The sequence below is a fragment of the Alistipes sp. ZOR0009 genome (assembly GCF_000798815.1).
Taxonomy (GTDB): Bacteria; Bacteroidota; Bacteroidia; order Bacteroidales; family ZOR0009; genus Acetobacteroides.
Genome location: NZ_JTLD01000017.1, coordinates 92,479 through 110,408, shown reverse-complemented (window position 1 = coordinate 110,408; position 17,930 = coordinate 92,479). Strand labels below are relative to the sequence as shown.

Genomic DNA, 17,930 nt, shown 5'->3' with positions numbered 1-17,930 from the left:
TTGTCGGTTCGGTGAGGATCGAACTCACGACCCCATGATTAAGAGTCACGTGCTCTACCAACTGAGCTACGAACCGTTCTGTTTGCGTGTGCAAAGGTAGAACCTTTTCATAAAACAGCAATAGGCTATAACACTTTTTTACAATAAATTTTCTTGTTAACCTTTTATGCTTTTTCGTACATTAGCAACTCTAAATTATTGAGAAATGAGTAAGAGAATACTAGTTACAGGAGGCACAGGCTTTATCGGTTCGCACACTACCGTAGAACTACAAAATGCAGGTTACGAAGTAGTAATTGTAGATAACCTTTCTAACTCAGAAGCCAAGGTGGCAGATGCTATTCAACAAATCACGGGCAAAAAAACCGCCTTTGAACATGTAGATTGCACCGATTTTTCTGCAATGGATCATGTATTCAAAAAGCACGATCCTATTGATGCCATCATTCATTTCGCTGCAAGTAAAGCGGTTGGGGAATCGGTTCAAAAACCACTTCTCTACTACCGCAACAACCTTGTATCTTTAATGAACCTACTAGAATTAATGAAGAAATATACCTGTCAAAATATTGTATTTTCTTCATCATGCACTGTTTACGGGCAACCTGATACGCTACCCGTAACAGAGCAAGCACCAACAAAAAAAGCAGAATCTCCATACGGAAATACCAAGCAAATTTGCGAAGAAATTTTGCAAGACACCTGTAATGCAGAATCTTGGTTACAAGTTGTAGCCCTTCGCTATTTTAATCCAATCGGAGCACACCCAACGACTCTTATCGGAGAATTACCCAATGGTGTTCCTGCCAATCTTATTCCTTTTATTACACAAACAGCAATTGGAATTCGTGAGCAACTTTCTATTTTTGGAAACGACTACAACACCCCCGATGGTTCTTGTATTCGTGACTATATCAATGTTGTAGATCTAGCCAAGGCACACGTTGTTGCCCTCAATCGTATGTTTGAAAACAAAAAGAAAAGTAACTACGAATTTTTCAACATAGGAACAGGTCGAGGACTCTCTGTTCTTGAAATAGTAGATATCTTCGAAAAAGTATCGGGCGTTAAACCTAACTACAAAATAGTAAGCAGAAGAGCAGGTGATATTGAAAAGGTTTGGGCTGATACCACCCTTGCCAACAACGAGCTTGGGTGGAAAGCCGAAGAAACGGTAGAAGATACGCTTCTTTCGGCCTGGAAATGGGAGTTAAAGCTGCAAAAGGAGAGAGAAAAGAAACAGTAATACCCCCTTTTCGGCGCATGCTGCATTCTTAGAGTATAATTTTTTGCAAAACAGAAATAAGAGGTTTAACCTTACAAAATTTTTAAACATGCGAACAATCGTTGTTACAGGAGGTGCTGGTTTTATTGGATCCCACGTTGTGAGACTACTGGTAAACAAGTACCCCAACTATCGCATTATCAACCTCGACAAGCTTACCTATGCTGGTAATCTTGAAAATCTAAAAGATATTGAGCAAGCTCCAAACTACAAGTTTGTAAAAGGTGATATTTGTGATGCTGCACTGCTCGACAAGCTCTTCGACGAAGAAAACGTTGATGCAGTAATACACCTTGCTGCAGAATCACACGTAGACCGCTCAATTACCAATCCTATGGAGTTTATCCAAACAAACATAGTAGGAACAGTAACATTGCTCAATGTTGCTAAATCGAAATGGGCAGGAAACTACGAAGGAAAATTATTCTACCATGTATCTACCGACGAAGTATATGGATCATTGGGAGAAACTGGGTTCTTCTACGAAAACACCTCTTACGATCCACGTAGTCCATATTCTGCCTCTAAAGCCAGCTCTGACCACCTAGTTATGGCTTACCACCATACATTTGGATTGCCAGTTGTTATATCTAACTGCTCTAATAACTATGGCCCAAACCAGTTTCCCGAAAAATTAATTCCTTTAGCAATTAACAATATCAAAAAAGGAAATCCAATACCCGTTTATGGTAAAGGTGAAAATATTCGCGACTGGCTTTACGTGGTAGACCACGCTCGTGCAATTGACCTAGTATTCCATCGTGGTAAGAACGGGGAAACCTACAATATTGGAGGTCATAATGAGTGGAAAAATATCGATCTCATTAAAGTGCTTTGCAAAATAATGGATAAGAAGATGAACAAAGCGGAAGGAACTGCAGAATCTCTTATTACCTACGTCAAAGACAGGGCAGGCCACGATCTTCGTTATGCTATTGATGCAACTAAGATTGAAAAAGAGTTAGGGTGGACCCCTTCTCTTCAATTCGAGGAAGGTATCGAAAAAACCGTAGAATGGTATCTTAACAATACTAGCTGGTTAGAAAGAATTGTTTCTGGAGAATACGAAAAATACTATAAGGAACAATATACAACCAGATAAAAATAAAAAAGAGGGCAAAGCCCTCTTTTTTATTCGTTTTCACTGTATGTTATTCGCAACTTGAACGGATTTGCCGAATTTCTGTTTCCTAAAATTATCTGCGAAGGAAACGCTAAATAATCAGCCGTAAGCGTAGTATATGAAACTTGAGAAGACGACGATGAAAGCCCATTAGGAAAGCCAGCATACAAATAAAGTTCCCTAGCCTTTGATGGATTCCTCATTACATCTTTAAAATAAGTCGTAATGTTTATCGAATACTGCTTTTTACTCCTATTAAAATATGCATTCGTTCTATTTCCTGCATAAACAGCCATATCTGGTATAAAAGTCGTATCCTTTACATTCATGCTGTAGCCACTTAAAGCTGCTGGAAGCCTGTAGTAATCTAAAGGGCCACCCTCTTCAGGAACATCAACAATCAACTCTGCACGGTGAATATTTCTATTCTTATTTTCCCATTTTTTTACCGATTCTTGATCAAACTTTAGCAAAGTTCTTAACCCTCCTAACCCTTGCACATAAGTCAGCGATTCTGGAGTTCCTAAATCGGTTGTCTTGGAGTTTACTATTTTCTTTGGACTCAAGGCACTTGTTCCATTATACGTATGGCTAACAAAACCTACTCCTGGAGTTAACGGACCATATTGAGTATTATAAGTAATACCAAAATTACAATAAAGCGTTGTATCCTTATTTGTCTTTTTGGATTTAGCCGTATAAGACAAACTTAAACTTGAATTACTAAACAAAACTTCATGCAATCCCCCATTACCAGCCATACGAGTACTCTTCAAGTAAAGTCCATAAATCTTCCGATGAAAAGCAGTTATACTTCTATCTATTTTTGTTGTATCGCTAGGAGTAAGACTGAATATTTTTTCGGCAAATTCCTGATCTAGCTTAATTTGTATGGTATCATTTTTAATTCTATTATACTTCTTAAATCCTATAGATTTCCCTTCTATTTTATCTTTTAACAATGAGTTTGAGTAATTTTGAGTATATGCTCTAATTGAATCTGTCATTCTATGAACTTCTAATCCCTGAAAATCTAAAGAATCTCCAACCCCTTTATTCAGTTTTAGAGTCAACACCATTCTTTGTATTTTCAATTTAGACTTCATCATACTATCACACAATGAGTTATATAATGAAAAATCTATCGGATAAAAGGGGATTGCCAACGAAGCCTCAGTCTCCCCGTATATAGGATCCTTATACGATCCAAGCCAACCCGTATTGGACAAACTAGATGGAAACTGGGTACCTTCTGCTGTATAGGCATTAAGAATAAAGGTATCATCTATTTTTACAGGCCTCTTATCAACTAAATCTTCCCCTAAGGTATTATCTACGTCAGTACAAGAGGTAAAAGAAAGCGACGCCAACGACGCAACTACTCCTAATACAAAAAACTTACGGCTATGCTTTGTCAAATATTTGATCATAAAAATCGGTGTAAGCTTCAACATAATTCTCCATTCCTTGGTACTGAAGAACTGGCTTATCGTAACCTTTAAGATATTCTGCGACTTCAGAGTTTATCTTTTCGCTACCAATTATCATACCATCGGAATACTGGGAGGCAAACTTAATAAGATTAACGTAAGTTGGATCCGTTAATTGTTCTACATCCTTATTTTTAATACCCTCTAGGATTACTTTTTTCTTAAAATTAACATCTAAAGGTTTTGTAAACTCGTCGTCGTAAACAGAAAATACAACCTTAGTATGCGAGAAGAGAGGATCTTCCTTGAAAAGTTTTTTTACATATAAAGGAACCAGCCCAGTAAACCAACCTTGACAATGTATAATGTCAGGAGACCAACGAAGTTTTCGTACTGTTTCCAAAACACCCCGGGCATAAAAGATGGCGCGCTCGTCATTATCTTCAAAAAATTCGGCCGATTCATCTTTCAAGATTTGCTTCCGGTGAAAGTAATCTTCATTATCGATAAAGTAAACCTGCATACGCGCTGCAGGAATCGATGCAACCTTAATGATTAGTGGATGATCAGTGTCATTAATGATAAGGTTCATTCCGGAGAGTCGAATCACTTCGTGCAGCTGGTTACGGCGTTCGTTAATACAGCCAAACCTAGGCATAAAGGTTCTAATTTCTTTACCTTGTTCTTGAACTCCTTGAGGGAGATAACGACTTAAGATTGAAATTTCGTTCTCTGGTAAATATGGAGTAATTTCCGTACTCACAAAAAGTACCCTACTGCTTTTCATGTCTTTTTCAGGTCTATAGATGGAGAAAGTTGAATGCAAAGGTAGCTATTTTTCTTGAGGTTAGAAAGAGTTGTGGAAAACTTGCTTAACCTGCTTTAACTGAAAAAGAGTAGCCTGTTTTAGATTGTATTATTGGGATATTGGTATATTTGCGCAAATTTTTTGATTAATGAAGGTTGTCACAACAGCGGCAGAGCTAAGGCAGGAAGTTGCACTTCAAAAAGCAGCAGGTCGCGTAATAGGCTTTGTTCCCACCATGGGGGCGTTACATTCAGGTCACGTTTCGTTGGTTGATAAGAGTTTGAACGATAACTGCTTTACCGTTTCTAGCATCTTTGTAAACCCAACTCAATTTAACGATAAAAACGACCTGAAGAATTACCCGCGCATGCCCGAAAAGGACATTGCCCTACTTGAAGAACGTGGTGTAAACCTTGTTTTCACGCCTTCGGTAGCAGAAATATATCCAGAAGAGGATTCCCGTATTTTTGATTTCGGCTCCATCGATAAGGTGATGGAAGGAGCTAAAAGGCCTGGTCATTTTAATGGAGTGGCACAAGTTGTCAGCAAGCTATTTGACATTGTTCAGCCAGATAAGGCATACTTTGGCGAAAAAGATTTTCAGCAAATAGCCATCATTAAAGATATGGTTAAGCAGCTTAAGCTCAAGGTGGAGATCATTCCCTGCCCGATAGTTCGCGACAGCGATGGGCTGGCACTAAGCTCGCGCAACATGCTTCTTAATCCTGCACAACGAAACAGCGCACCTTTAATATACCGCGCCTTAAGCAACGCCCAAAAGCAGGAGCGTTCAACTTCGATTTCGGCATTAAACCAAATGGTTGTTCACGAAATTAATGCCGATAATGAACTTGACGTAGAGTATTTTGACATCGTCGATGCGGATACGCTCCAAAGCGTTTCATCGTGGGACGAATCAAGCAACATTTATGGATGTATTGCCGTTAAAGTAGGAGCAATACGACTAATCGATAATATCAGACTAAAGTAAAAGGCTATGCTTATTGAGGTTGTAAAATCGAAGATTCACCGCGTAAAAGTTACCGAAGCTAATCTTAACTATATCGGCAGCATCACCATCGACGAAGAGTTGCTAGAAGCGGCCAATATGATTGAAAACGAAAAGGTTCAGATCGTAAACGTTAACAACGGAGAGCGCCTAGAAACCTACATAATTAAAGGCGAGCGCGGAAGCGGTGCTATTTGCCTAAATGGAGCAGCCGCCCGTAAAGCAGAGGTTGGCGATGTACTCATCATCATATCCTACGCAACGTTAGATTTCGAGGAAGCCAAAACATTTAAACCTTGGATAGTTTTCCCAGATACCGAAACCAATAGAGTGATCTAGCCGTAAATAGTATTCCGAAAACCTCGTCAACATGTTGGCGAGGTTTTCTTTTATTCCCATAATCTAAAATTGCTGTTTTTTAGACTTATTTTCTTATATTACCTTCAAATAAAAGAAATAGCAACAAAAACCATCCTGACTCATGAACAAGCTCACTAGCATTAAAAAAAAGATGGTTGATCTAGAAGAACTTGGTCGCCATTTAGCCATCTGGAACCTATTCGACAAAAAAGTTGTGTTCACAACCGGCTGCTTTGATATCCTCCATCGAGGACATATTGAGTACCTAACACAAGCCGCAAGCCTCGGAGATGTGCTTATTGTTGGGCTGCAATCAGACAGCTCTGTGCTTAGGTTAAAAGGTGAAGGAAAACCGATACAAGATCAGGAATCGAGAGCAATGATGGTTGCTGCAATGTCCTTTGTTGATGCGGTAATTATTAACGAGGAGGACTCGCCCTATAGTCTTATCAAATTCATCCAACCAAACGTGCTGGTAAAAGGTGCCGACCAACTCCCTAAAGATATTGTTGGGTACGACATCGTTTCCTCCAAAGGAGGAAAAGTGCTAACGCTCGATATAAAGGAAGGCCTGTCTACCAAAGCGCTGCTAGATAGCATTCGAAAGTAAATGCCATGCCTTTATATATTTTAAGTGGATTTAACTAGCAAATAAATCCACTTTTTGATTTATTTTAAACCAAGATTTACCAAATCAAGAAATCAGCTATATGGCTAAAGTGAAAAAAGCCTACTTCTGCCAAAGTTGCGGATACGATTCTCCTAAATGGCTGGGAAAGTGCCCTTCCTGCGGAGAATGGAACACCTTTGCAGAAGAAATTGTATCAAAAAGTTCTGCAGCACCAACTTCTTTTGGCTTAGAAACCAGCAAGCCACTGCGGATAGACGAAATTGATCTTGAAAAAACACCTCGAATTGCATTAAATTCAGGAGAACTAAACAGAATACTAGGAGGTGGTGTTGTTCCTGGATCGCTAATTCTTATAGGAGGAGAGCCAGGAATTGGCAAATCGACACTAAGCCTACAAATTGCACTTCGTACGCATGGACTGAAAACACTCTACGTTTCGGGAGAGGAAAGTGCTCAGCAAATTAAGCTACGAGCCGAACGTTTAGGTGGAAAAAACTCAGACTGCCTAATTTACTGTGAAACATTAGTAGAAAACATTATAAATCAAGCACAAAATGTTAATCCAGATTTGGTTGTAATTGATTCTATACAAACACTCTTAACCGATCGTATAGATTCTTCTCCAGGAAGTGTAAGCCAAATACGAGAAACTGCCGCGATGCTATTGCGCTACGCTAAACAATCCTCAACTCCAATATTTATAATAGGCCACATTACAAAGGATGGAACCATTGCTGGTCCTAAAGTTTTAGAGCATATAGTGGATGTTGTGCTTCAGTTTGAAGGAGACTCCAACCATATTTATCGACTGCTACGCTCTGCAAAAAACAGATTTGGTTCGACAGCCGAAATGGGCATATTCGAAATGACAGGGCATGGCCTACGCGAAGTTGACAACCCGTCCGAAATGCTGGTAACGCAACACGATAGCCTCCTGAGCGGAATAGCTATAACAGCGGCTCTCGATGGCAATCGCCCATTTATGATAGAAGTACAAGCACTTGTAAGTTCTGCTGCATACGGAACACCTCAACGGTCGACAACAGGATTTGATATACGACGGCTAAACATGCTTCTTGCCGTGCTTGAAAAACGCGTTGGCTTCAAGCTCGGAGCTAAAGATGTATTCCTTAATATCGCCGGAGGTATCAAGCTCGCAGACCCTTGCATCGACTTGGCTGTAATAAGTGCCGTACTTTCATCCAACCTAGACATCCCAATATCAACAGACGTTTGCTTTGCGGCCGAAGTTGGACTATCGGGTGAAATTCGACCAATAACAAGGTTAGATCAACGAATTGCAGAAGCCCAACGTCTTGGATTTAAGACAATATACATATCAAAATATGGACAAAAAGGGCTTAATATACCTTCTGGAATCAACGTTGTATTTGTTACCAAAGTGGAAGAGCTATTCAGAAGCCTATTTAATCGAAAAGAATAATATCGCCGTAAACTATCAACAATACAAAACAGGAGGCTGCAAAACTAGCCTCCTGTTTTGTAGTATATCGTTAATGTTTGTTCAAAATATTGACTAAAATTTGTAACTTACCACGTATTTTAACGTCTATTTATTTAATTACCCTTAGTTGTAATAAAAATTCAGATGAAATGAAGAAAACTATTCTTTCACTCCTGTGCCTAATTGGCGTTACGTCCATTTTTGCGCAGCCGAGCAACTTCAACATCAAGGATATTGATATTCCTTACAAGAAGTTTGTTCTCGACAATGGTCTTACAGTGCTTATCCACGAGGATCACAAAGCACCAATTGTTGCCTTCAACGTATGGTACCATGTGGGTTCGAAAAATGAAAAAGTAGGCAAAACAGGATTTGCTCACCTTTTCGAGCATCTAATGTTTAATGGCAGCGAACACCACAAAACCGACTATTTTAAAGCAGTAGACAAACTTGGAGCAACAGACCTTAACGGAACAACGAGTAACGACCGTACCAACTACTTTGAAAACGTGCCAACATCGTCGTTCGATCAAATTCTTTGGTTGGAAAGCGACCGTATGGGCTACATGGTAAATGCTATTGACCAAGCTACGCTTGACGAGCAGCGCGGTGTTGTTCAAAATGAAAAACGTGAAGGTGAAAATGAGCCTTACGGACGTGTTTGGGAAACCATTGGAAAAGCAACTTACCCAGTAGGACATCCATACTCTTGGGAAGTTATAGGCTCAATGGAAGATCTTAACGCCGCAAGTCTTGCTGACATAAAAGAATGGTTTAAAACCTACTATGGTCCAAATAATGCCACCGTTGTTATTGCTGGAGACATCAATACCAATGAAGCATTAGAAAAAGTGAAAAAATATTTTGGAGGGCTTCAAGCAGGACCTCCTGTAACAAAATACACAGCATTCCCGGCTAAAATGACAGGAACACAACGCCAAATAATGCAGGACCGTGTCCCTCAAGCAAGGCTTCACATGGTTTGGAATATCCCCGAAGATGGAAACTGGGATAGTAATATGCTTGATTTGGTATCATCTGTGCTTAGCGGTGGCAAAACTTCTAGGTTATACAAAAGGTTGGTATACACCGATCAGCTGGCAACTAGCGTAAATGCCTATGCCGGAACTAACGAAATTGCGGGACAATTTATGATTATGGCTTCTGCCAAACCTGGAGTAGAACTATCAAAAATTGAAGCAGTAATTAACGAGGAGTTGGCGAAATTTCTAAAAGAAGGCCCAACTGCCGAAGAGTTAGAAAAGGTAAAGACAAAGCTTTACAGCAACATGGTTCAAGGATTTGAGCGTATTGGTGGATTTGGAGGTAAGTCTGATGTTTTAGCAACCTACCAAACTTTCCATGGCGATCCTGATTTCTACAAAGTTGTTCTTCAGCAACAGATGGACGCTACGCCCCAAAACCTAAAAGAGGTAGCAAACAAATGGCTAACAGACGGTTTGTACGTTCTTGAAGTTGTTCCTTTTAAAGAAGCAAAACCCACAACCGCCGATGCAGACAGAACCAAAATGCCTGAACTTGGTGTGCCTCCTACACCAACCTTCCCTAAGTTCCAAAAAGCAACCCTTAGCAATGGGCTTAATATCATTCTTGCCGAAAGAAAAGCGATCCCAGCTGTTAACATGGTTCTTACTTTTGATGCTGGATACGCCGCAGACTTTGGAAATAAGGCAGGAACCAACAAGCTGCTTATGAATATGCTAGATGAGGGAACCAAGACTCGTTCCGCTTTACAAGTTAGCGAAGATATTGAGTCGTTAGGTAGCCGACTAAGCACTAGCGCTAGCTTAGATCAATCCTACATTTTCCTTAACTCGCTTAAAGGTAACGTAGACAAATCTCTTGCCATATTTGCGGATGTCCTCCTGAATCCAACCTTCCCCGAAAAGGAGTTTGATCGTCTTAAGAAAGAGATGCTCGTAGGCATTAAGCAAGAAAAATCACGTCCTAACGCAATGGTACAACGTGTTTTCCCAAGAGCACTTTACGGGAACAACCACGTTTACAGCAATCCGTTTACCGGTTCGGGTACCGAAGCTTCTGTAAGCAGCATCACCAAAGATGATTTGCTTAAAGCATACAAGACATGGCTTGTTCCTTCCAACGCAACACTAATTGTTGTTGGCGATATTAGCATTAACGATTTGAAGCAAAAAATGGAAGTTGCCCTTAAGGATTGGAAAAAAGGAACTGCTCCTAAAAAGCAAATAGCCAACGTTGACCTTCCATCCAGAGAGGTTATCTACTTCATCGATCGTCCTCAATCACAACAATCTACAGTTCTTGTTGGAAATCTTACTCCTGCAGCAAAAGGCATGAACGAAGCGGCTCTTGATATTGCCAATGCAATCATTGGTGGCGAATTCACCTCTCGCATTAACATGAACATTAGAGAAGACAAGCATTGGACATACGGAGCGGGATCTTATGTTCGCGAAACCGCCGGCCAGCAGCCCTTCTTAGTATCCACCGCTGTTCAGTCAGACAAGACGAAGGAGACTATTCAAGAAATTGAAAGAGAACTTAAGGAATACGTGGGAGAAAAACCTGCCACTGTAGAGGAAATAACCAAGAATCAAAACAACATGCTGCTACAAATTCCTGGAAACTACGAAACAGGTAGTGCCGTTTTGAACACCATCAACAAAATAGTTTCTAACAATCTTAAGGATTCCTATCCTGAAGACTACGCCAAGAACCTAAAGGCCGTAAAAACAGCAGATGTACAACAAGCATCTAAGCAAATTATCAAACCAGGACACCTTACTTGGGTTGTTGTTGGAGACAAAGAGAAAGTTTTAGATAGCGTAAAAAGTCTTGGACTTGAAGTTATTATTATTGATGCAGATGGAAACCCTGTAAAATAGTAGATCCTATAAAAAAGAGAGCGCGAAATAATTCGCGCTCTTTTTTTATATGCCATAAACACCTCGCTTCTAAAAACCAGATAAACCTAAATACTCTCTTATCTGGTTAAAAAAATTCGTTTCATAAGCGTTAATAAGACAATTTTCTTACTTTTGAATGGCGTTTATATATTTTCATAGGCACAAGGTAGCATTGGCTACCAAATGCCCATAGAACTGATTTGGGGGAATGCGTGAGCATATCCCCCTTATTTTAAACTATGGTATTAACTCCAAGTCTGCCATAGAAGCCCACTTCTGCCCATCGAAACCAGACAGAGCCACAAAGCGAATGTACTTAGCCTTAACTTTAGCCTTAAATAGCACATTTGTACGATCAACAGACTGATTAAACGATCCTTTAACTACAGGATCGCCCCAATTTTTCCCATCATTACTTATGTAAAAAGCATAATCTGAAATTAAGCCATTCTCTCCATCAGTTCGAGGAATGTAGGTAAATCCCGAAAAATCAACGTCATTTGCCAACTCTATTTGAACTTCGTGAGGATAATTGGTTTCCGTCTGTTTATTGGTCACTGCAAAATTGCCAGGATTATTGTAGGCCGTGTGCCAAATAGTATTGGGGTTTCCATCGATCATCTTATCAGGCTCATTACCTGTTTCATAGCTGTCACACTTCACTATTTTTGCCCCTGTAAGTAACGTTGGCTTTTTAAATAACCCCTGAATAAACTCTACTGTTAGCTGATTGTTAGGGGCAAAATCAGAGCTAGCAACGTATTGTTTTAAACTTTTAAGAAGTTCCTGTGCCGCAGGACGATTTTCCATGTTTTTCTCGAAATCGATTGAAGCCATTAGCAGCTTCCCTCTGCCAACTTTTGCCTCAAATATCACTCCCAACTTCAAGCAACGATCGTAGGTATCAATTGGCTGAAGCAAAGGACGTAAATCCACAGGTGCTTGATCGAGATTGAGAGAAACAGAATTTTCTATGATATTCCACCATTGCCACTCTGTAAAAAAAGAGGAAGGAAAATGCTTAAATGCAGGATGATGATGATTCACAAGTGTTCCCATTGTCATTGGATCCCAACGGAACATAATTGGACACCAGAAGTGATTTTGAAAATCACCAACTTTCCCATTAAGCTGCTTTATATCTGGAATAAGGAGCACTTTTTTACCTGCATTTAGTGCTGCAATTGTCGCATCATCGATTGTCTTCGCAACAACGTAGCCAACAGCCTCCTGCATGGTAGAAGTTGGATAAACCCAGATATCCCATGAGTTCTTAACCGACTTTCCAACATAAATAGTTACAGTAAGTTTTTGTGCAACATCAATACTCCTTAATGAAGCCTGCACATTACCCAACGCAGCCAAACAAGACGGCTGAATTACCTGCTTACTAAACTTACCTGCTGCAACAACCTTTCCGTCTTCTTTACGAATATCCCATGTTAACGGAGCCACGATGGGCTTTAGGCCATAATGAAATAGCTCAGCTGTAGCAACTAACGTATCTGTAGCAAAATACTCCCTTTTTTTAAGACGTAAAATAGGAACTGTTGGACTACAAAATTCTCGAAACTTCTCTGGGGTTACAAATCCTTTTGAATCCCAAAAAGGATCCAATATTCCAACTAAAGCCGTTCCCTGACCTGGGAAATCGTGCAAATCAAGCAGCTGAAAACCTCCACTATTGGGAGTTCTCAATAGGGCTTCAATACTTTCCTTGTAAAGCATAACTGTCATATTCCCCGAAACGTTGAAAAAATCTTTAGCCTGATCCATCATCCCGTGCTTGATTAGAGAATCTCGGAAAAGCTCAAAATTGCGAGGGTAAAGAACTCCGGTGTACTTCTTTATCTCATCAAAATTTGGATAAACTGCACGCTGGCCAACTTCGTGAGCCACACCTGGAACTTTAAGAACATCGTACGCCTTACGCAAATCGTAATCGGTTTGAGGGCCACGAGCTCCATAAGTTGTAATACCACCTGCTGATGTTACATGCGACACGTAATACTGATCCTGATCCAAATGCTTACGAGCTGTTGAACCACTATAGAGATGCCGAGAATCGGTAGCCTTACCAAAATCAACTAAGTCGGCCATTACGTCAAAGTTACCACGCAGCTCATTTCCCATGCAAAGCATTACAAACGAAGGGTGGTTGCCATACGCCTTAAGTATATTAGCCATTTCATCATGTAAGAACAGGCTTAAAGGGTCACTTTTTTTTGTTGCTTCGCCCCAAAAAGGGAGCTCTACCTGCAGCATAATTCCGGTTTGATCGGCAGCTACAAATGCTTGCTTGGGTGGACACCACGAGTGAAAACGGATATGATTTAAACCGTAGCTTTTTACTATATTACAAATTCTCAACCATCCCTCAACCGTCATGTCTGGATAGCCTGTTAATGGAAATATTCCGCACTCGAGCGTACCTCTTAAAAATATTTTTCGGTTGTTTAATGTAAACTTCGAGCCATCCGATCCAAAACTTCGCATTCCAAATACAACGTTCTTTGTGTTGCTAAATTGAGCATCCTCGACATTAGCATACAAGCTCGCTTTTAAATCATATAAAACAGGCGTGAATTCATCCCAAAGCTGAACATCTTTACTCATTGGCAAAACAACCTCAGCCTTAATCATCTTGTCCGAACCTCCAAATGGGATGTTTACTCCTTTTACCTGATGCATCTTAGAAGAATTCGTCGTAGTAGCAGACATGCTTAGGCTACCCTTTACTTCTTTATTGGTTAGATTTTCTATGGTACATACAACTCTTGCCTGCTTTTTTTCAATATCGGGATACACCTGAATATCTTTTATGTTCACAGCATCATATGCACGTAGCTCCATTTTGCCTACGATACCATTCCAGCAAGTTTGCGTATATTCAGAAAAAGCATGACTCCACCTATCAAACTCAGGCCCAACCCTATTATCTACGCATATGGATATGCGATGCTTGCCGGGACGTAAAACCTTACTTAGATCATAAATGTGCGCCGTACTAAAACTTTTTACGGAGTTGACCAGCTTCCCATCGATATATAGCGAACTCATCCAAAGTATTCTCTCGAACTCCAACTCTATAGATTTACCCTCCCAACTTTCTGGAATTACCACCTCCTTTTGATACCAAGCAGGGCCTACGTATTCGTAATAGCGAGAAAGTCTATTAATTGGCTTATTGGTTGTCTGAATACCTTTTTTGTTTGAATCGGTCGTTCCTGGAAGTATGACCTGATCGTTTAACAAATCCTTGTGAGCTCCACTATTTTCAAAAGCTCGCTCAAAATCTGTTGCATCCAGCTGAAATCCCCACTTACCAGATAGATCTATTTTATCTTTCTGAGCCCAAGCAGCTGGTGCAACAAAAAGAAAAGATACCACTAGTACGCTAAATAATTTTCTCATAGTATACTTATGTTTTAAACAAACAGATGCGGCAGCATTACTCAACTAGCTTCAGTAATGCAAAATGCACACAAAGTCTATTAATTTAGGTTTGTTAGTTCTCTCACTGCTCCTTGATGGTTCACATCCTTACTTAGCACCCATCGAAGATGCTCAATTGCCTTTTCGGTTCTTCCTTGTCCAAGAAATCCTAACGCCATCAAATAGCTACAGTTAATTGTATTACGACGGTTTAGATCTTCTTCCCAAATAAGCAAATCGGGTAGCGAAACTGCAAAGTAGTCGATCTTCACCTGATCATCAAAATGCAGCTCTCCGTAATTGCTTAATGCTTTAAATCGTTGAATAGCCTCTCTTTCATAGCCTAACTTACGAAGAGATAAACCTTGGTAGAAAATCTTATCAGGTTGCTGATCGTTATAGAAAAAGGCATTAGAAGGTTCTTTTTGCCCCTTAGTTGCTAAAGTCCAGCATTCTTCAGCCTTTGCCGTATTTCCTAGTGCAGAATACGCGCAACCTTGATAGTATAAAATATCGTTTTCCAATGCACCTGTCAACTTTCCTTCTCCCAAATTATCAGGATAATATTGAGCCTCACTAAAATGAACGATTGCTTGGCTGTAATCCCCATTTCTCAACGCCTGCTTACCCAACTCCGTATGAGCGTATACATACTGCCCAGTAACCTTTCCTTCTCCACCTTCCCAAGGATGGAAGTGTCTTGATGAAAGCAGCTCTAAAGCCTTTGAGTAGCCTCCAAGCATATTATATAGTGTAGCCTGCTCCAATAGCAGATCGTCCCTTAAAGAAAGACAATCAGGATGCTTTTCGAGTAGCTCTAACCTAAACTTGTAAGGATAGTTTAACTTCTTGTAAAGCTGGTCTAGCTCCATCAGAATCCGCGCATCTCGTGTATTCAACTTAAAGGCCTCTTCCAGCTCTGCCAAGGCAGCTTGAGGCTTACCTTGCTTGTTGTAGTAGGACAGCGCAAGATTTCTATGCGCCGTAGGGAAGGTGTAGTCCAACTCACGAGCCTTTTCCCAACAAGCCGTTGCCATGCTATATTCACGTGCGTTATACCAAAAATTGCCCAAATAGTAAGGAGCCTTCGAATCGGATCCATTCGCTTTTATAGCAAACTGAAGTGCCACCACCTCCTCCAATCTATTGGGAAAGCAGTAATCAGGCCTCATGCAGGCTGCCTTTTTAAGGTAGTCACGTGCAGGCTCATTCAGTTCATCAGGTTGATCTTCGTATGGTGCTTTCATCGCATACCACCCCATCAGATAGTAAACCATCGGATAGGTGTCGTTACCACAATCAACGCCTAAACTAAGCAACTCAATGGCTTCATCGTACATTCCTGCGGCAGCATAATCTAACGAGTATTCGATTAAATCGTGTATGTTTTTATTGGTAAGCTCTTTTATTCTTAGCAATACCTCCGAAGTGTTTTCGAGGATCCATTGCTCAAAAATTGCTCCTATATTAAATTGATCTAGCTGAAGCGAATCTTGAACAAGAAGCCTAGCCTGATCTAAACGCCCCTTCTTCCGAAGTATGGCAATCTTTAAATGGCGCGCTTTATGGTTATGCCAATTGCGGATTAGCGAACGATTTATGGTGTCTAACGCTTCATCCCAATTCTGTTTGATGGATGAAAGCTGAGCTAAATTAAAGTACGCAGCATCTTGAAGCGCAGCATTCCATGTTGATTTATAAAACTTACCAAACGCATTGTCATTTTTACCCTGAAAACGAAGGCATACGCCTAGATTAAACAGAGGTTCTCCATCGTAAGGATTTGGATTACGCTCGGTAAGAGCTGCTACAGCCTGCTGCAAATATGGCTCTGCATCGGCAAACTTTCCGTGACGAACCAACCACAACCCCATTGCATTGTTACATCTAACATCTTTAGGATCGCGCCTTAATGCCTCCTGGTAGTAATCTGTTGGATTATAGGTAGCATGACGATACTGCTCCAAATGCAATCCGGTTAGAAAAAGACCTTCAATGGTATCCACATCAGCAGGCTGCAGAGCCGCCTTTGCAGGTGCTGGAATGGGCTTTTCAGCTGGTTTTTCGGGACAATAGTCTACCAAAATTTTTCCGCTGGAATCTTTTACTACTACGTAGAAATCCTCGACATTAATCCCGCTACGTTGCAACTCGACGAGCTGTTCGAAGGACATTTCTGGTGAAAAATCAACCTTACTTTCAAAAGCAACCACTCCATTCACCCTCAAGCAAACGGTCGCCTGCTTGTATACCGAGGTTGTATACACCTTTATTAAAGCTCTTTTTTCGTCCACTTCCAAGTTAACCAAAGCTTCCTTAGTAGCGTTCTTCACCATCCCAAGATCGCGATATGGCATAAAGTACTGCCTAAAATCGCGCTCCTCATAGGGCATTAACCACGAGAAGTCTGGCTGATTATCAGTATAAACACCACACATCAGCTCAATATAAGGGCCATCCTCATCGGTAAGATTCCGATCCCAAGCTCGACCAAAGTCGCCGTGTCCCCAAGTCCATTGCTTTTTACCTGGTGACACATGATGGTTAGCCACGTGCAGCAACCCACCTTTAGTATCATTTTCGTATCCTCCAACAAAATTGTACTTCGACTCAACAGCCATATACGAAGTTGGTACCGGAATATTTTTATACCGAGAGATATCTACACCTTCCGAATAGTCCACCTTATAGTAGGTTCCTGTAGCTATAGGAAAAGAGGAAACGTCTCGCTTTCCATGATCGTAAACGGCATGCACATCTGGTGGAAAAACGCTTTGATAGTCGTCGTTTACCTTAACAGCGGGATTGGCCCACCACAAAAAAGTTTGAGGCAGAGCTGTCCGGTTGTAAAGTTTCACCTTTATCTCCATGTAAGCGCTATCTGGATAAAGCGTAAATCCCGCCATTCCCTTAGTTCGGAACATCCGCTCCACCTCATTGCACCAAACCGTTTTACTCCCATCAGAATTTTCCTCGATGCACCAGCTAGTTGGCTGATAAGTACTAGGACGGTGGTGCTGCGGCCAGTTAAACTCGATACCTCCCGATATCCAAGGGCCAGTTAGCCCCACCAACGCAGGCTTAATTACCTGATTATAGTAAACAAAATGACGCTGCTTTACCTTGTCGTACGCCATCTGTACACGCCCGCCGAGCTCGGGCAGAATCATAATTTTCAAATACCTGTTTTCGAGAAAAACGGCATTCCACTCCACATCCTGTTTAACATCCTCAATTTTTTCGACTACAGGATGCGGGTAAACCGAGCCGCTACTCCCTTGGTAGACTCTTTTTTCTAAAAAAATTGGATTCTTTTCGGGTTGCCCTATCCCGTAGGTAGGAATGACCACAACCTCGCTCCACGCTTTTACTTCCATCTTTTAGCGACTCCCTAATATTTTAATAAGTAATATACCTTCATAACACAACACTACAGCTCTCTGACTGGAGAGAAAAAGAGAGTATAACCTAGACT

The 17,930-nt window shown here is 40.8% G+C and carries 11 protein-coding genes and 1 tRNA gene; 7 read left to right on the top strand and 5 right to left on the bottom strand.

Annotated elements, in window-relative coordinates; translation table 11 throughout:
- Positions 1 to 3 precede the first annotated feature (3 nt).
- Positions 4 to 76: transfer RNA gene (locus tag L990_RS06165), tRNA-Lys, on the bottom strand.
- Positions 77 to 205: 129 nt separating this feature from the next.
- Here L990_RS06165 and galE point away from each other — a divergent pair.
- Positions 206 to 1,246 carry a UDP-glucose 4-epimerase GalE gene (gene galE / locus L990_RS06160; protein WP_047446544.1) on the top strand — a complete coding sequence of 347 codons (1,041 nt, stop codon included), beginning with the start codon at positions 206 to 208 and terminating at the stop codon, positions 1,244 to 1,246.
- Positions 1,247 to 1,334: 88 nt separating this feature from the next.
- Positions 1,335 to 2,387 carry a dTDP-glucose 4,6-dehydratase gene (gene rfbB / locus L990_RS06155; RefSeq protein WP_047446542.1) on the top strand — a complete coding sequence of 351 codons (1,053 nt, stop codon included), beginning with the start codon at positions 1,335 to 1,337 and terminating at the stop codon, positions 2,385 to 2,387.
- A 29-nt stretch (positions 2,388 to 2,416) separates the two neighbouring features.
- Here rfbB and L990_RS06150 read toward each other — a convergent pair whose 3' ends face one another.
- Together L990_RS06150 and L990_RS06145 are read right to left on the bottom strand one after the other, a co-directional pair.
- A complete protein-coding gene (locus L990_RS06150; protein ID WP_047446540.1) occupies positions 2,417 to 3,838 on the bottom strand; it encodes a DUF4270 family protein in 1,422 nt (473 codons plus the stop codon).
- A complete protein-coding gene (locus tag L990_RS06145) occupies positions 3,813 to 4,625 on the bottom strand; it encodes a glycogen/starch synthase (RefSeq protein WP_047446538.1) in 813 nt (270 codons plus the stop codon). Before L990_RS06145 ends, L990_RS06150 begins: the two co-directional genes overlap by 26 nt.
- 169 nt (positions 4,626 to 4,794) lie before the next feature.
- Here L990_RS06145 and panC point away from each other — a divergent pair, with 169 nt between their 5' ends.
- The 5 genes from panC (at position 4,795) to L990_RS06120 (ending at position 10,999) form a co-directional block, all read left to right on the top strand.
- Positions 4,795 to 5,637 carry a pantoate--beta-alanine ligase gene (panC, locus tag L990_RS06140; RefSeq protein ID WP_047446536.1) on the top strand — a complete coding sequence of 281 codons (843 nt, stop codon included), beginning with the start codon at positions 4,795 to 4,797 and terminating at the stop codon, positions 5,635 to 5,637.
- Positions 5,638 to 5,643: 6 nt separating this feature from the next.
- The gene (gene panD, locus L990_RS06135; RefSeq protein WP_047446534.1) at positions 5,644 to 5,994 is read left to right on the top strand and encodes an aspartate 1-decarboxylase; all 351 of its coding nucleotides are present in this window, start codon (positions 5,644 to 5,646) and stop codon (positions 5,992 to 5,994) included.
- Positions 5,995 to 6,136: 142 nt separating this feature from the next.
- Positions 6,137 to 6,625: an adenylyltransferase/cytidyltransferase family protein gene (locus L990_RS06130; RefSeq protein ID WP_081981615.1), complete on the top strand. Its 489-nt coding sequence runs from the start codon at positions 6,137 to 6,139 to the stop codon at positions 6,623 to 6,625.
- Between the two features lie 100 nt (positions 6,626 to 6,725).
- On the top strand, positions 6,726 to 8,090 hold the full coding sequence (radA, locus tag L990_RS06125) for a DNA repair protein RadA (protein ID WP_047446532.1): 1,365 nt from the start codon (positions 6,726 to 6,728) through the stop codon (positions 8,088 to 8,090).
- Between the two features lie 170 nt (positions 8,091 to 8,260).
- The gene (locus tag L990_RS06120) at positions 8,261 to 10,999 is read left to right on the top strand and encodes a M16 family metallopeptidase (protein WP_047446530.1); all 2,739 of its coding nucleotides are present in this window, start codon (positions 8,261 to 8,263) and stop codon (positions 10,997 to 10,999) included.
- A gap of 258 nt (positions 11,000 to 11,257) precedes the next feature.
- Here L990_RS06120 and L990_RS06115 read toward each other — a convergent pair whose 3' ends face one another.
- Both L990_RS06115 and L990_RS06110 read right to left on the bottom strand, forming a co-directional pair.
- The gene (locus L990_RS06115) at positions 11,258 to 14,434 is read right to left on the bottom strand and encodes a discoidin domain-containing protein (RefSeq protein ID WP_052180786.1); all 3,177 of its coding nucleotides are present in this window, start codon (positions 14,432 to 14,434) and stop codon (positions 11,258 to 11,260) included.
- 80 nt (positions 14,435 to 14,514) lie between these two features.
- The gene (locus L990_RS06110) at positions 14,515 to 17,832 is read right to left on the bottom strand and encodes a DUF5107 domain-containing protein (protein ID WP_047446528.1); all 3,318 of its coding nucleotides are present in this window, start codon (positions 17,830 to 17,832) and stop codon (positions 14,515 to 14,517) included.
- Positions 17,833 to 17,930: the final 98 nt, after the last annotated feature.

Bases quoted from the DNA above. Each gene is read 5' to 3' on its own strand.
- L990_RS06110 (WP_047446528.1), bottom strand. From the start codon at position 17,832: ATGGAAGTAAAAGCGTGGAGCGAGGTTGTGGTCATTCCTACCTACGGG.
- radA (WP_047446532.1), top strand. From the start codon at position 6,726: ATGGCTAAAGTGAAAAAAGCCTACTTCTGCCAAAGTTGCGGATACGAT.
- rfbB (WP_047446542.1), top strand. From the start codon at position 1,335: ATGCGAACAATCGTTGTTACAGGAGGTGCTGGTTTTATTGGATCCCAC.
- L990_RS06120 (WP_047446530.1), top strand. From the start codon at position 8,261: ATGAAGAAAACTATTCTTTCACTCCTGTGCCTAATTGGCGTTACGTCC.
- L990_RS06150 (WP_047446540.1), bottom strand. From the start codon at position 3,838: ATGATCAAATATTTGACAAAGCATAGCCGTAAGTTTTTTGTATTAGGA.
- L990_RS06130 (WP_081981615.1), top strand. From the start codon at position 6,137: ATGAACAAGCTCACTAGCATTAAAAAAAAGATGGTTGATCTAGAAGAA.
- panC (WP_047446536.1), top strand. From the start codon at position 4,795: ATGAAGGTTGTCACAACAGCGGCAGAGCTAAGGCAGGAAGTTGCACTT.
- panD (WP_047446534.1), top strand. From the start codon at position 5,644: ATGCTTATTGAGGTTGTAAAATCGAAGATTCACCGCGTAAAAGTTACC.
- L990_RS06145 (WP_047446538.1), bottom strand. From the start codon at position 4,625: ATGAAAAGCAGTAGGGTACTTTTTGTGAGTACGGAAATTACTCCATAT.
- galE (WP_047446544.1), top strand. From the start codon at position 206: ATGAGTAAGAGAATACTAGTTACAGGAGGCACAGGCTTTATCGGTTCG.
- L990_RS06115 (WP_052180786.1), bottom strand. From the start codon at position 14,434: ATGAGAAAATTATTTAGCGTACTAGTGGTATCTTTTCTTTTTGTTGCA.